Here is a 13,342-nt window from a genome sequence, read left to right as displayed (position 1 = left end):
GCCGTTCCGGCACCGGCGTCCGTTCCGCTCCGTTTCTGCCCCGCCCCGGGACCGATACGGTGGCCTGACGAGGCACACCTCATCTGATCGTGAGGAGGCGCGTTGGAGGCCACCGGGGGCGGGGCGGTGCGGTTGCCGCACCTCAGGCTGGACGAGCTGCTGGGAGAGCTCCAGGCGCGGCTCGACACCGCACGCGGTACCTGGGACCGGGTGCACAGCCTGCTGGAAGCAGTGCTGTCCGTCGGGCGCGAACTGGACCTGGAGCACGTGCTGCGCCGGATCATCGAGGCCGCGGTGGTGCTGGTGGACGCCCAGTACGGCGCGCTGGGGGTCATCGGCCCCGACGGGCGTACGCTCTCGCAGTTCCTCACGGTCGGGCTGACCGACGAGCAGATCGAGGCGATCGGGCCGTTCCCCTCGGGCCACGGCCTGCTCGGGGAGCTGATCCGGCATCCCACGCCGCTGCGGCTGCCGAAGATCTCCGAGCACGCCGCCTCGTACGGCTTCCCGCCCGGCCACCCGCCGATGCACAGCTTCGTGGGCGTCCCCATCCGCGTCCGCGACCAGGTGTTCGGGAACCTGTACCTGACCGAGAAGCGCGACGGGGCGGACTTCGACGCCGAGGACGAGGCGGTGCTCTCCACGCTCGCCGTCGCCGCCGGCGTCGCCATCGACAACGCCCGGCTGTACGAGGAGTCCACGCGGCGCGAACGGTGGCTGCGGGCCAGCGCCCGGGTGACCACCAGCCTGATGTCCGGCAGCCCGCGGCAGGACGTGATGGCCCAGATCGCCGAGCTGGCGAAGGAGATCACCGAGGCCGAGCTGGCGACCGTCTCGCTGCCGCTGGACGACGGATCCGCGCTGACCGTCGAGGTCGCCACCGGTGAACTGGCCGACGCCATCCGCGGCTTCGCCCTCCCCGTCGAGGGCTCGCTCGTCGGGCTCGTGCTCTCCGGGCGCGAGCCGGTCTGCAGCCTCAGCGTCGAGGAGGACCCGCGGGTCTCCGCCGTGCCCAAGTCGCTGACCGGGCTGGGCCCGGCGGTGGCGGTGCCGATCAAGTCCGGCGAGACGGTGATCGGTGTGCTGTTCCTGGCCCGGGGGGCGGGGCGGCCGGTCTTCTCGCAGGAGGAGATAGAACCCCTGCTGAACTTCGCCGGGCAGGCGGCCATGGCCATGGAGCTGGCGCAGCGGCGGGCGGACGCCGAACAGCTCACCCTGCTGGAGGACCGCGACCGGATCGCCCGAGACCTCCACGACCTGGCGATCCAGCGGCTGTTCGCCACCGGGATGACGCTGCAGAGCGCCGACCGCTTCATCGACCACGCGGAGGCGTCGGAGCGGGTGCAGCGCGCGGTGAACGACCTCGACGAGACCATCAAGATCATCAGAGCGACGATCTTCGGCCTGCGCTCGCGGGAGACCGCGCCCCAGCACGGGCTGCGTACCCGCGTGGTGCAGACCGTCGGAGGCGCCGCCACGCTGCTCGGCTTCGCGCCGAGCCTGCGGATGGAGGGCCTGCTGGACACCCGGGTGCCGCGCGCCGTCACCGACGACGCGGTGGCGGTCCTGGAGGAGGCCCTGACGAACGTCGTCCGGCACGCGCACGCGACCTCCATCGGCGTCGCCGTGGTCAACGACGGCCGGGACCTGGTGCTCACCGTCACCGACGACGGCGTCGGCATACCCGGCGAGGGGCGCCGCAGCGGGTTGCGCAACCTCGCCGAACGCGCGGAACGGCACGGCGGGCGGCTGGTGCTCTCCGCTCCCACCGGCGGCGGCACGGTTCTGACCTGGCGCGTCCCCCTCCCGACGGAATAGCCGGGAGAGTCCCCGTCGCCCCGGAACGCGATCCCCCGGCCGGCTTACGACCGTCCACCGGGCCCGTCGCCGTGTTCACCCGGGCCGCCCGCGCCACCCGGTCCGGCGGCCCGGGTGGCGAGGACGGCCGCCTGGATGCGGCGCTCGACGCCGAGTTTGGCGAGCAGCCGCGAGATGTGGTTCTTGACGGTCTTCTCGGACAGGAACAGCTTCTTGCCGATCTGACGGTTGGTGAGCCCGTCCCCGATCAGGGCGAGGATGTCGCGCTCGCGGGGCGAGAGACCGGCGAGCCGCCCGTCGCCGGGTCCGGCGTCCTCACCGTCCCCGCGCAGGCTGCTCATCAGGCGCGTGGTCGTGGCCGGGTCGAGCATGGACTGGCCCGAGGCGACGGTACGGATGGCGGAGACGAGATCGGAGCCCTTGATCTGCTTGAGGACGTACCCGGCGGCTCCGGCCATGATCGCGTCCAGGAGGGCGTCATCGTCGTCGAACGAGGTGAGCATCAGGCAGGCCAGCCCCGGCATCCGCGAGCGCAGCTCCCGGCAGACCGTGATGCCGTCGCCGTCCGGCAGCCGTACGTCCAGGACGGCGACGTCGGGGCGGAGGGCGGGCCCCCGGGCGAGGGCCTGGTCGATGGTGCCCGCCTCGCCGGCAACCACGATGTCGTCCTCGGCGTCCAGCAGGTCGTGGACGCCCCGCCGGACGACCTCGTGGTCGTCCAGGAGGAAGACCCGGATCGGCCTGTCCGGGGAGAACGCCTCTGTCTGGTCCACAACCGGCTCCCGTCGACGGTCGGCGCACCGCTTCGACGGCCGGTGTGCCGCTGCGCTGCCTCGATCATGATCTGCCGCGAGCGCCGTCCGCCATGGGCCGAACGGCCCTGGGGCGGCGGTGCACCGGGGGCTGTGTCGCGGGTTCCGTTCGTGACGGCCGTGCGCGGGAGCCGGAAGACGGGGTTGCCGTGCGCTGAGGGGCCGTTGCACTGTGTTCTGCAGAAACGATTGTATGCAGGGCGGAGGACGGCCGCCGCTGCGACTCACGGAGGCGGGGGCGGCCGGGCGCGTCCTGCTGCGGCGACTCATCGGTCGGCAGCAGTTCAGGGCGCGGCGAAGCGGTGACGGCTCACATACGCAGCAGCCGCTCTGTGATCTCCCGGTACTGCCGTAGTGCGAGCCGCAGTTCCTCCGTCTCCGCCTCGGTGTCCTGGCCCTGCCGGTTCGCACGGAGGGTGCGCCTTCGTTCCGCGAGGGCGTCAGTGAGGCAGGCGACGGCTTCGTCGAAGGCGCCCCCGGCTTCCTCCACCGCCAGGCGCGGCCTGTCGACGAAGGTGCTGACGGCCTGCTGGAGGCGCGTGGTCAGTTTGTCCCGGGAGTCCTGCGGGAACAGCCGTCCGCAGCCCGGGACGCGGCCGGGACCGTCGGCATCCGTGACGGGTCCGAGCGGTGGCCGGGCCGGCTCGGGGGGAGGCGTGTGGGGGGCGCGTGGCTCAGCGGGGGGCCGGCTTCTGGCCGGGGGTTGCTGTGCGCGTTCTTGGTCGTACATCATCACGTGCCCCTATCCCTTCGCGTGACGCCGGCCAAGCCCCTCGGCGCGTGGTGGCGGTCTTCGGAGGACTGCGGCTGTCGTCGGCCCGAGTCGTCCGGTCGTTGCGTGAGCAGTTCGTCGAAGAGGTCCCGGGCCTCGACCACGGCCTCCCGCATCTCCTCCGTGCCGGCCCGGCCGTGCACGGCCATGTGCACCCTGCGGTATCCGTGGACCTGCCCGGCGTGGTGGACGGAGAGCGCGGCCAGCTGTTCCTCGAACTCCTCACCGCCGGGGAAGCCCCGCTCCTTCGCCAGCCGCGCCAGTACCACATCCGCCCCGGCGGCCGCCTCCCACGGCGAGTCGACGAACCACTCCTGGATCCGGGCCCACAGGACCACGTACTGCTCGCGGGCCCCGGGCGGCAGCGGCTGCTTTTTGAGGGCCCCGTGCCGCTGCACGCGCTCATCGAGTTCCCGCTCGGCTTCCTTGATGTTGCCGTCGTGGCGGGCGACGGCACGGGCGTACTCGGGGCCGAAGCGCCGTTTCAGCCTGTGCCCGCCACTTGCCCGGCCGCGTCCGGTGAAGAGGACGGCGGCCACAACCGTGACGGTCACGATGATCGAGGCAGCGATCACAACGGTGGACATGGCTGCCCTCGTCGGCACCCGGCTCGTAAGCCGCTCTGTTTCATTCCCGTCAGCTCCTGTCGGTCGTACCTCGCATCTGCGCCTGCCGGGTGGTGCCCACGCGGCGCGGGCGCCACCCGGGGCGGTCGGGGTCAGCGTTTGAAGGCGTCCTTGGCCTTCTCGCCGGACTGCTTCAGATTTCCCGCGACGCGGTCCGTCTTCCCTTCCGTTTCCAGCCGCCTGTTCCCGGTGGCCCGGCCGATGCTCTGTTTGATCTTTCCGCTGAGCACCTGTGTCTTGTCCTTGAACTTCTTTCCCAGACTCATGGCAGTCCCTTTCGCGTTCATCGGGATGTGCAGGCGTCGTTCTCGTGGGTGGGCCGAAGCCTGAGGCCGGCTAACGGCGGGCGCGGCCGTAGCGGGACCCGCCACGGCTACGGGTGCGGCGGCCGAGGCCGAAGACCGAGACGATCAGTACGACGCCCGCGGCGATCCACAGCAGGTGCATGGCGAAGCCGAGCCCGAACAACAGCAGAGTCAGCAGGAGGAGGACAATCCAGATGTTCACGGCCGGACCTCCGATGGGCACAGGTGAGGATTCCCTGAGTTCCGCGAGGTCCGGGCGAAGCTGGACGGGGGGCGTCGCCCGGAGAATGCCGGGGCGTCGTAGCCCTACGCCGTGAGAGTCAGTCAACGCCCGGCGCTCTCCCCTGTCAACGGATGTGCAGCAGTGGCGCGTTCCGGCCTGTGAGCCGGGGCCGATGGGGCTCGCGATGAGGCGTTGGCGGCTTCCGTCGGGTCGGCCGGTGGCAGGACGTGATCCTCCCACCAGGACAGGCCCATGACACCGGCGAGCAGAACGAAAGGGGTCAGAGCAGGGATGATCAGCGCGTACATGAGTACCGCCTGCCGTCAGATGCGTGCGACGCGGACGGGCGGCGGAGCGCTGCCCGCGAGGAGAGCGCCGGTGCCGGGCCGGAATCGCGTGGCGACGGCGAGTGCGGGGCCGTCCCCGGCCGTCCTGAGGAGGCTTCCGGCACCGATGCGCAGCGTGCGCCCGAGGACGCGAGGTGAGTGCTCGCTGCTGCCGGGGGCCGGGGCTGCACCGCGCAAGCTAGTCCTGCTCGCCGAACATGAATAGGTGTCATATTGTGGTGGCTTCAGGGACGTTCCTGGGATGAGGGCGGGGCTACGCTGCGCGGTGAGGCCCCGGTCCCCGGCAGCGCGAGATCCCTTCCGCTCCGAGGAGGCGCGTGATGCGCATAGGTGCCGGAACCTCCCGCACCGCCCTCGGGCTCCTGCCTTCTGCGAGGGCTGATCCCCGTGGCCTCCGCCTTGTGCCACCGGTCCTGGTGCTCGCACCGGGCGTCCGCCATGGGCCGGCGGCACAAGGTCCCTGATGTGCCGGGGGGGGGACCGCGGCGCTGATCCCTCCTTCCAGGGGTCGTACCTGGTGCGGGGTCTACTCGCGGGGGTCCCGGGTCTTCGCGTCAGCTTCGGAAGCCCTGTCCTCGGCGTCCTCCTTGGTCTGCTTCACTCTGTCGCGCGCCACATGCTCCGCGTGCTTCGTACGAGCCTTCTCGCCGGGGCGAGGGTGTTTGGCCTCGTCGGCCAGGTGACGTTCCTTGTCCTGGGACTGATCGGCGTTTTCCATGGTCACTTCCCTCGTGAGGCTCGGACTGATGGATCACTATCACCATGTCACCGGTAGTGAGGCTCCGCACGGCGTCACCGACGCCCGGCCTGCTCGGCCGGCAACGGCACCCCGGCCTGATCGTCCGGTTGCCGGGGCGCTACGCCCGTGGGGGAGCCCACCTGGTACGCGGAGACCATGCCGGTGAGGAGCCGGGCGAGGGTGTCGGCGAGACCGGCGCGTAGGCCGGGCCGTCAAAGCCGGCTCTGTGCAGGGGTGTTGGCGGGCTCCCGAAGGGGCTACGTTGTGCAGTGAGGCCCCAGCCCCCGGCAGCGTTGAGATCCGGTCCGTTCCCTGGACTTGTGCGGGAGGCGCCCGGCGGGCCGAGCCGGTTCCTCCTGGCCTTTCCCGACGTCAAGACTGCGGCGCGGTCCGCGGCCGTCGGCGCGCCGGGCCCGTAGGCCGGGGAAGTGGTCCAGGGCACCCGGCCGAGCCGTGGAGGCCATCATGCTGTCCGTCCTTCTCATCCTCGTCGTAGCACTGGTCGGTTTCGGATTCCTCCACCCCCTCTTGTGGGTGGCCGCAGCTGTGCTGATCTTCGGTGTCGTCCGGTACGGCCGTGGCGACGCCGGGCGCCCGGGCTTTTTTCGGCACGGCCGGGACTATCAGGAGTACCGGGACCGCAGGGATCGGCTGGACCGTTGGGACCGCCGCTACCGTCAGCAGCGGCGTGGCCGCTGGGCGCGACAGGACCGTCGGGACCACCGGCACGACCAAGAGCGCAGGTGACCCTCGCGGACCGGTATTGCCCCAAAGCAGGTGCACCCATTGACGTCCAGGTCTGGAAGCCTGCCCTCGGTTCGGCCATTCCCCTTCTCCTACTTGCCCCAGATCTTCCGGTAGGCGGCGCGGTAGCCGGGCGGGTCCCAGGAGGTGGTTCCGGCGCTGTTGGCGGCGGTGGTGATGTGGACGGGGGCGACGTAGCCGCTGGCGGGGCGGCCGGAGAAGGCGCGGTTGAATTCGTCGACGGTCTGCCAGCCTTGTTCGGTGAGGGCTTCGGGGACGGTGGCGGTCTGGAATTGCTTGCTGTTGATGCGCTGGAAGGCGGAGGGGTCGCCGTCGCCCGCGCCGATGTTGTACGGGGGGCCGCCGCCTTTCCTGCGGGCGGCGCGCAGGGCCGGGGCCGCGTCGGCGAAGTAGACGTCGTTGATGGCGACGGAGTGGGTCCAGGCGTCCGGGAAGCGGGAGAGGAGGGAGGAGACTTCCTGGGGCGTGCGGCTGCTCGTGTCGGAGATCGGGATGTTCTCCTCCGCGAGGAGCTCCACTCCGGAGCAGGTGGCGAGCTCCTTCTTGATGAGCTCGGACTTGTTCCTGGCGAAGGGGATCGAGGCGTCGGTGAACACGACGACTCCGGCGGTGCCGTGGGAGTGGGCGATGACCCAGTCCGCGCTGATCCGCGCGACGTCCTCGACCCGGGTGGTGATGTTGGTGAAGAGACCGGCGTCCCTGCTCGGGCCGGGGGAGCCGACCGCGTGCCAGCCGATGAGCGGGATGCGGTCGGTACGGGCCTTCGCGACCTGCTGGGACGTCAGGTGGGGGTCGAAGCCGCCGATGACGATGCCCGCCGGCCGCAGGGTGATGGCCTGGCTGAACGCCGCCTGGATCCCGGCGGGCGTGCCCTGGCCGTCGATCACGCGGACGTCCCAGCCGATGGCTTTCGCGGCTTCCTGCACGCCGTGGGCGGTGCCTGCGACACCGGGGTTGGTCATGGTCTGCGCGACGTAGACGATCTTCTTGCCGCGGACCGCCCGGGGGCCGGTGGCGGGGCCGTCCCATGCCGCGTCGGTCTTCTCGGCCTGCCGGGTGGCCGCCCGGGCCTTCGCCAGGGCGGCGGGGCAGCCGGCCGCCGTCGGCTCCGGGGGCGGGGAGGCGGCGCCCGTCGACGCGCCGCGTTCGCAGCCGGCGGTGGCGGCGCCTGCCGCCACCGCCACCGCCAGTGCGACCGCACCCGCCAGGGTGGTCTTGCGGTTCGCGTGCACGGGCGCTCCTTGCGGGACGTCAGCCGAGGGGGAGGAGGCGGTCAGGGGACGTGGTCACGGGGTGGCTCCGGGCGGCTGACGGGGCGTCCGGGAGGGTTGCGTCCGCCGTTGGCGCAGCTGCCGCCGCGCGGCGTAGCCGGCGAGGCCGACCGCGAGGAGCAGGGTGCTGCCGTTGAACAGCGGGGTGACCCAGAACCGGGCGCCGAGCTGGCCGATGCCCGCGAGGCCGACGGCCAGGACGGTGACGGCGACGAGGGTCCCCAGGGCGTTGGCGCGGCCGGGCCTGATCGCGGTCGAGCCGAGCAGCGCGCCGACGAAGGCGGGCAGCAGGTAGTCCATGCCGACGCTGGGGTTGCCGGTCTGCTGCTGCGCGGCGAGCAGCACACCGGCGATGCCGACGACCAGCCCCGATCCGGTGAAGGCGTAGATCACGTAGCGCCGGGAGGGGATGCCCACGAGGTCGGCGGCGCGGGCGTTGGACCCGATGACGTAGAGGTACCGGCCCAGCGGCAGGCGTTCGAGCACCAGCCACAGCACGGCGGTGAGGGCGAGGACGTAGAAGGCGGAGACCGGCAGGCCGAGGAAGCGGGAGTCGTAGAGGGCCGTGAAGGCGTCCGGCAGGCCGTGCGGGCCGGGGACGATCCGGGCGCCGTCGGTGATCCAGCCGGTGAAGGCGTACATGATGCTGCCGGTGCCGAGGGTGGCGATAAAGGAGTCGATCTTCGCGAATTCGACGACGACGCCGTTGACCGCGCCGACGGCCGCCCCGCCGAGGACCACCACGAGGCAGGCGAGCGGCCAGGGCCACCCTTCGGCGACGACGAGCTGCATCGTCATGACGTGCGCGAGGCCGAGGCCGTAGCCGATGGACAGGTCGAACTTGCCGGTGGCGATGGGGATCGTCGCGCCGAGCGCGAGCATGGCGGGGATCGACTGGCCGGACAGGACGGCGGAGACGTTGTCGAGCGTGGGGAAGGTGCCGGGCAGGGCGAGGGAGAAGGCCAGGAACAGCAGGGCGGTCAGGGCGAGGAGGCCGTAGGCGCCGAGGAGGTGACCGAAGAAGCGGCCCCAGGGGTGCCGGGGAGGGGAGGGATACGGCGCAGGAGGGGGCGGGGGAGAGGAAGGGGAGGGCGGGGTCATCGTCACGGTGCCCCGGTGAGGGCGGCCATGTCCGACGCGGCGTGGGTGAGCGCGGTGACCGTGAGCGCTTCGCCGCTCAGCTCCGCCGTCACGGTTCCGCGGGCGAACACCAGCGCCCGGTGGCACACGTCGGCGACCTCCTCGAAGTCGGTGGAGATGAGCAGGACGGCGAGACCGCGGGCCAGTGCGTCCCGGAGCAGGCGGTAGATCGCCGCCTTGGCGCCGACGTCCACGCCGGCGGTCGGCTCCTCCAGGATCAGCAGGCTCCGGGTCGCCCCCAGCCAGCGGCCGATCATGACCTTCTGCTGGTTGCCGCCGGAGAGGGTGGCGATCGGCCTCTCGCTGTCCCGGGGGTGCACCGAGAAACGCTCGATCAGGGCGGCGGCCCTGGCGCGCTCGCGCCCGGGGCTGATCCAGTGCGCGCCCTGCAGGCCCGCCGCCCGGGGGTTGGCCAGGAAGTTCTCCCGCACGGTCAGTTCGGCGGCGCAGCCCTCCTCCTGACGGTTGCTGGACACGAAGCCGACGCCGGCGCCGACGGCGTCGGCGGTCGTGCCCGGCCGGTACGGACGCCCGCCGAGCAGGATCCGGCCGCCGAGGACCGGCCGGGAGCCGGCGAGGGCGCGGCCCAGCTCCATGTGCCCGGCGCCGGTGAGGCCCACCATGCCGAGGATCTCGCCGGGGCGCAGCCGCAGGCTGACGGGCCCGGTGTTCCCGGTCCGCACGCCGTCGAGGCTCAGGACGGCCGGGCCCGGGGCGGGGGCGGCGATGCCGTGGCCGCCCGGCCCGTGGCCCGTGATGTCGTGGCCCACGATGTCGTGCACCAGCCGGGCGGGGCCGTAGCCGGCGAGCGGGCCGTGGCTGACGAGGCGGCCGTCGCGCAGAACGGCGAACGTGTCCGCGACCTTGTACACCTCGTCGAGCCGGTGGGTGACGAAGACGACGGCGCGGCCGTGGTCGCGCAGGGCGTGCAGGACGCCGAAGAGCCGGTCGCAGTCGGCCGCCGGGAGGCTGGCGGTCGGCTCGTCCAGGACGATGAGTGCGGCCCGGGTGCACAGGGCGCGGGCGATGGCGACCAGGGAGCGCTCGGCTCGCGTGAGGTCGGCGACGACGGCGTCCGGGTCGAGGTGCGCGGCGACGATGCCCAGGGCCTCGGCGCACCGCCGGCGGGTCCGCCGCCAGGACACCAGTTTTGCGCGGCGCGGGTATCCGGTGCCCAGGGCGATGTTCTCGGCGACGGTCATCCAGCCGACCAGGCCCAGGTCCTGATGGATGAAGGACATGGACCGGGAGGCCGCTTCGGTGCCGAGCGGGTGCCCGGCGACGGTCACCTCGCCCGCGTCCGCGTGGTGGACGCCCGCGAGCACCTTGATGAGGGTGGACTTCCCGGCGCCGTTGGCACCGAGCAGGGCCAGCACGCTGCCGGAGCGGATGTCGAGGTCGACCCCGTCCAGGGCCGGGGTGCCGCCGAGCCGTTTGCTCAGGCCGCGTATGCGGACGAGGGGCTCGGGGCCGCGGCCCGGGAGAGGACGGATGTCAGGAGCGTCGTGCACGGACTCCTCCGGGACCTATCAGGGCCAATTACCGCATTTCATTATGTTACGGCCATCTCTGGTCCCGCTGCCGGACGGGCCGTCAGATCGCCGGAATGTCGTCGAGTCCGTCGAGGCCGCCGAGTCCGTCGAGGAACGCCCCGGCGGCGAAGGACTTGCCACCGGGCACCTCCAGGGCGCACTCCGCCCAGATGACCTTGCCCTCGGCCGTGTAGCGGGTGCCCCAGCACTGGGAGAGCTGGGCGACGAGGAACAGGCCGCGGCCGCCCTCGTCGGTGGTGGCCGCGTGGCGCAGGTGCGGGGCGGTGCTGCTGGTGTCGGCGACCTCGCAGGTCAGCGCGCGGTCGTAGAGCAGGCGCACCTGGATGGGGCCGGTGCCGTACCGGACGGCGTTGGTGACCAGCTCGCTGAGCAGCAGTTCGGTGGTGAAGGCGATCTCCTCCAGCCCCCACTCGGTCAGCCGGGCGGTGACGGCGGCGCGGACGGAGGAGACGAGGGCGGGGTCGGCGGGCAGGTCCCAGACGGCGATCCGGTGCGGGTCCAGGGTGTGGGTGCGGGCGACGAGCAGGGCGATGTCGTCGGCGGGGTGCTCGGGGACCACGCTCTGGACGACCTCCCGGCACGTGTCCTCCGGCGGGCGGTTCGGGTGGGACAGGGCCCGGCGCAGCTGCTCCAGCGCCACGTCGAAGTCGCGGTGACGGTCCTCGATGAGCCCGTCGGTGTAGAGGACGAGCTGGCTGCCCTCGGGAAGGAGGAATCCGGCGCTCTCGAAGGGGAGGCCGCCCAGCCCCAGCGGCGGGCCCGCGGGCAGCTCGGGGAAGGTGACGGTGCCGTCGGGACGGACCAGCGCGGGCGGGGGGTGGCCGGCCCGGGCCATGGTGCACTGCTGCGTGGTGGGGTCGTAGATGACGTACAGGCAGGTGGCGCCGATGATGCCGGTGTTGCCGTTGGACGGGTCCTCGCCGCACTCCTCCCGGTCCAGGCGCCCGACGAGGTTGTCGAGGTGGGTGAGGACCTCGTCGGGAGCCAGGTCCAGCTCGGCGAAGGTGCGCGCGGCGGTGCGCAGCCTGCCCATGGTGGCGGCGGCGTGCAGCCCGTGGCCGACGACGTCCCCGACGACCAGGGCGACGCGGGTGCCGGAGAGGGGGATGACGTCGAACCAGTCGCCGCCGACGCCGGACTCGGCCGGCATGTAGCGGTGCGCGACCTCGACGGCGCTCTGCTCGGGGAAGCCCTGCGGCAGCAGGCTGTGCTGCAGGGCGAGGACCATGCTGTGCTCGCGCGTGTAGCGGCGGGCGTTGTCGATGCAGATGGCGGCGCGCGTGGCGAGCTCCTGCGCCAGCGAACGGTCGTCGTCGCCGAAGGGGGCGGGGTCCTGGGCGCGGTAGAAGCTCGCTATGCCCAGGACGATGCCGCGGGCGAGGAGCGGGACGGCGATGAGGGAGTGGACGCCGTGGGCGAGGAGGCGCTGGGCGCGCACGGGGTGCTGGGAGATCCAGCCCGGGGCGGCTCTCAGATCGGGCTCCAGGATGGTCTCCCCGCTGGTCAGGCAGCGCAGCTGGGGGGTGGTCGGCTTGAGGTCGACCCGTTCGCCTGCGGGGTAGAAGGGGCAGTCGTCGCGGATGCCGTGGACCACCGTGCGGTGGAGGTCCTTGAGGGGGTCGGCCGGCTCGTCGCCGCGCAGCACCGCCGCGGGAAGGTCGATGGTGACGTAGTCGGCCAGGCGCGGGACGGCCATCTCGGCGAGTTCCAGGGCGGTGCGGCCCACGTCCAGCGTGGTGCCGATACGGGTGCTGGCCTCGGCCAGCAGCTCCAGGCGGCGGCGGGCCGCGACGGCGTACTTCCCCACGCCCGGCTCGCCCACCAGCACCAGCCCGCTGGTCGTGCCGCCGTCGGCGGGAGGGCCGGGGCCGGCACCGCCGGGTACACCGGATGCTGCGGGTGCGCCGGATGCAGCGGGTGTCCCGGGCCTGTGGGCCGTCGGGGCGGCCCGGCCGGGCACGTGGCCGGGAGGGTGCCCGGGCAGCGTGGCGACGTCGGTGAGGGTCTGCTGCGCCAGGAGGCCGGGGGGTGCACCGGCCTCGGGGGAGACGGCGAGGCGCTGGTGCCGCGAGGGGATGACCGCCTCGACGGCGAGGCCCTCCACCCCGGAGGCGCTCGTCACCGGGCGGCTCAGCAGGGTGACGCGCCGGTCGCCGGGCAGGACGACCTCGACGGCGGCCCGCTGGGCCGAGGCGAGCAGCTCGCCGGCCTTCTCCTTGAGGATCATCTGGTCGCGCCAGTCGAGGCCGCTCGCGGCGAGCTCGCTCAGCTGCCCGTTGACGGGCGAGCCGTCGGCCGGCGCACGGCGCCTGGCGTCGAGGTAGGCCTTGAGCAGGGCGCGCTCCCGCGCCGAACTCTGTCCCAGCAGCCGCCGTTCGATGGCGTCGGCCGCCCTGCGGATCACGACGTCCAGCGCCGTGTCCGCGTCGGTGTAGGGGTAGCCGAAGCAGAGAACTCCCTCGATGCGCCCGCTGAGCAGGTCCCGTACGGGGATCGCCACGCACGCGTTCGCCTGCGAGCGTTCGGCGAAGTGCTCGGCGCCGTAGATGTTGACCAGTTGCCGCTCCGCGAGCGCCAGGCCGATGCCGTTGGTCCCGCCGTACTTCTCGGCGAACACGAAGCCCGGGACGCTCTGGATCGCGGCCAGGTGCCTGACCATGGAGGCTTCGCCGAAGCGGCGCTGGAGCACCGCCCCGCGCGCGTCGGCGAGCGAGATGTTCATGCTCCTGCCGTCGAACATGGCCTGCAGCCGGCTCATCACGGGCGCGGCCGCGCGGACGAGGCGGCCGTCGAGATCGAGATCCTGGGTGTAGGGGAGCTCGCACCCCTCGGGCGAGAGCCCCAGCGCCCGGGAACGCTGCCACGAGTTCAGGATCGGGCTGCGCACGGCGTCCTCGACCGTCCCGCCGCGAAGGAACTGCTCGCGGGCGAGTACGGGGCCGATGTCGTCCGCCACGAGCCCCATCCGGAT

Annotated in this window: 12 protein-coding genes; 1 reads left to right on the top strand and 11 read right to left on the bottom strand. The window is 72.6% G+C overall.

Annotated elements, in window-relative coordinates; all coding sequences use genetic code 11:
- Window positions 1–102: 102 nt before the first annotated feature.
- A complete protein-coding gene (locus IE241_RS17415; RefSeq protein WP_190022685.1) occupies window positions 103–1,818 on the top strand; it encodes a GAF domain-containing sensor histidine kinase in 1,716 nt (571 codons plus the stop codon).
- A gap of 44 nt (window positions 1,819–1,862) precedes the next feature.
- On the opposite strand, the gene IE241_RS17410 is transcribed toward IE241_RS17415, so the two are convergent.
- From IE241_RS17410 to IE241_RS17360, 11 genes are all read right to left on the bottom strand, one after another.
- Window positions 1,863–2,591 (bottom strand): response regulator, encoded by a 729-nt coding sequence (locus IE241_RS17410; RefSeq protein WP_229899407.1) that lies wholly within the window; start codon window positions 2,589–2,591, stop codon window positions 1,863–1,865.
- Between the two features lie 349 nt (window positions 2,592–2,940).
- On the bottom strand, window positions 2,941–3,363 hold the full coding sequence (locus IE241_RS17405; protein WP_190022684.1) for a hypothetical protein: 423 nt from the start codon (window positions 3,361–3,363) through the stop codon (window positions 2,941–2,943).
- Window positions 3,363–3,989, bottom strand: coding sequence for a hypothetical protein (locus IE241_RS17400; protein ID WP_190022683.1), 627 nt, complete (start codon window positions 3,987–3,989; stop codon window positions 3,363–3,365). Before IE241_RS17400 ends, IE241_RS17405 begins: the two co-directional genes overlap by 1 nt.
- A gap of 131 nt (window positions 3,990–4,120) precedes the next feature.
- Window positions 4,121–4,294, bottom strand: coding sequence for a CsbD family protein (locus tag IE241_RS17395; protein ID WP_190022682.1), 174 nt, complete (start codon window positions 4,292–4,294; stop codon window positions 4,121–4,123).
- Between the two features lie 70 nt (window positions 4,295–4,364).
- Window positions 4,365–4,535 carry a hydrophobic protein gene (locus tag IE241_RS17390; RefSeq protein ID WP_190022681.1) on the bottom strand — a complete coding sequence of 57 codons (171 nt, stop codon included), beginning with the start codon at window positions 4,533–4,535 and terminating at the stop codon, window positions 4,365–4,367.
- A 344-nt stretch (window positions 4,536–4,879) separates the two neighbouring features.
- Window positions 4,880–5,080, bottom strand: a complete 201-nt coding sequence (locus IE241_RS17385) for a hypothetical protein (protein ID WP_190022680.1) — start codon at window positions 5,078–5,080, stop codon at window positions 4,880–4,882.
- 349 nt (window positions 5,081–5,429) lie between these two features.
- Window positions 5,430–5,621: a hypothetical protein gene (locus IE241_RS17380; protein ID WP_190022679.1), complete on the bottom strand. Its 192-nt coding sequence runs from the start codon at window positions 5,619–5,621 to the stop codon at window positions 5,430–5,432.
- 857 nt (window positions 5,622–6,478) lie between these two features.
- Entirely contained in the window at window positions 6,479–7,639 is a 1,161-nt protein-coding gene (locus IE241_RS17375; protein WP_190022678.1) for a substrate-binding domain-containing protein, read from the bottom strand.
- A gap of 54 nt (window positions 7,640–7,693) precedes the next feature.
- Window positions 7,694–8,779 (bottom strand): ABC transporter permease, encoded by a 1,086-nt coding sequence (locus tag IE241_RS17370; protein WP_190022892.1) that lies wholly within the window; start codon window positions 8,777–8,779, stop codon window positions 7,694–7,696.
- Window positions 8,780–8,781: 2 nt separating this feature from the next.
- Entirely contained in the window at window positions 8,782–10,329 is a 1,548-nt protein-coding gene (locus tag IE241_RS17365) for a sugar ABC transporter ATP-binding protein (RefSeq protein WP_190022677.1), read from the bottom strand.
- A gap of 82 nt (window positions 10,330–10,411) precedes the next feature.
- Window positions 10,412–13,336, bottom strand: a complete 2,925-nt coding sequence (locus tag IE241_RS17360) for a SpoIIE family protein phosphatase (protein ID WP_229899405.1) — start codon at window positions 13,334–13,336, stop codon at window positions 10,412–10,414.
- Window positions 13,337–13,342: the final 6 nt, after the last annotated feature.

Origin of the sequence: Streptomyces hiroshimensis (assembly GCF_014650335.1) — a bacterium.
GTDB classification, from domain to species: Bacteria; Actinomycetota; Actinomycetes; order Streptomycetales; family Streptomycetaceae; genus Streptomyces; species Streptomyces hiroshimensis.
This window is presented reverse-complemented; position numbering and strand designations above follow the sequence as displayed.

What these genes read in the sequence shown, in the direction of transcription:
- IE241_RS17395 (WP_190022682.1), bottom strand. Translation starts at nt 4,294, where the DNA reads ATGAGTCTGGGAAAGAAGTTCAAGGACAAGACACAGGTGCTCAGCGGA.
- IE241_RS17405 (WP_190022684.1), bottom strand. Translation starts at nt 3,363, where the DNA reads ATGATGTACGACCAAGAACGCGCACAGCAACCCCCGGCCAGAAGCCGG.
- IE241_RS17400 (WP_190022683.1), bottom strand. Translation starts at nt 3,989, where the DNA reads ATGTCCACCGTTGTGATCGCTGCCTCGATCATCGTGACCGTCACGGTT.
- IE241_RS17370 (WP_190022892.1), bottom strand. Translation starts at nt 8,779, where the DNA reads ATGACCCCGCCCTCCCCTTCCTCTCCCCCGCCCCCTCCTGCGCCGTAT.
- IE241_RS17360 (WP_229899405.1), bottom strand. Translation starts at nt 13,336, where the DNA reads ATGGGGCTCGTGGCGGACGACATCGGCCCCGTACTCGCCCGCGAGCAG.
- IE241_RS17380 (WP_190022679.1), bottom strand. Translation starts at nt 5,621, where the DNA reads ATGGAAAACGCCGATCAGTCCCAGGACAAGGAACGTCACCTGGCCGAC.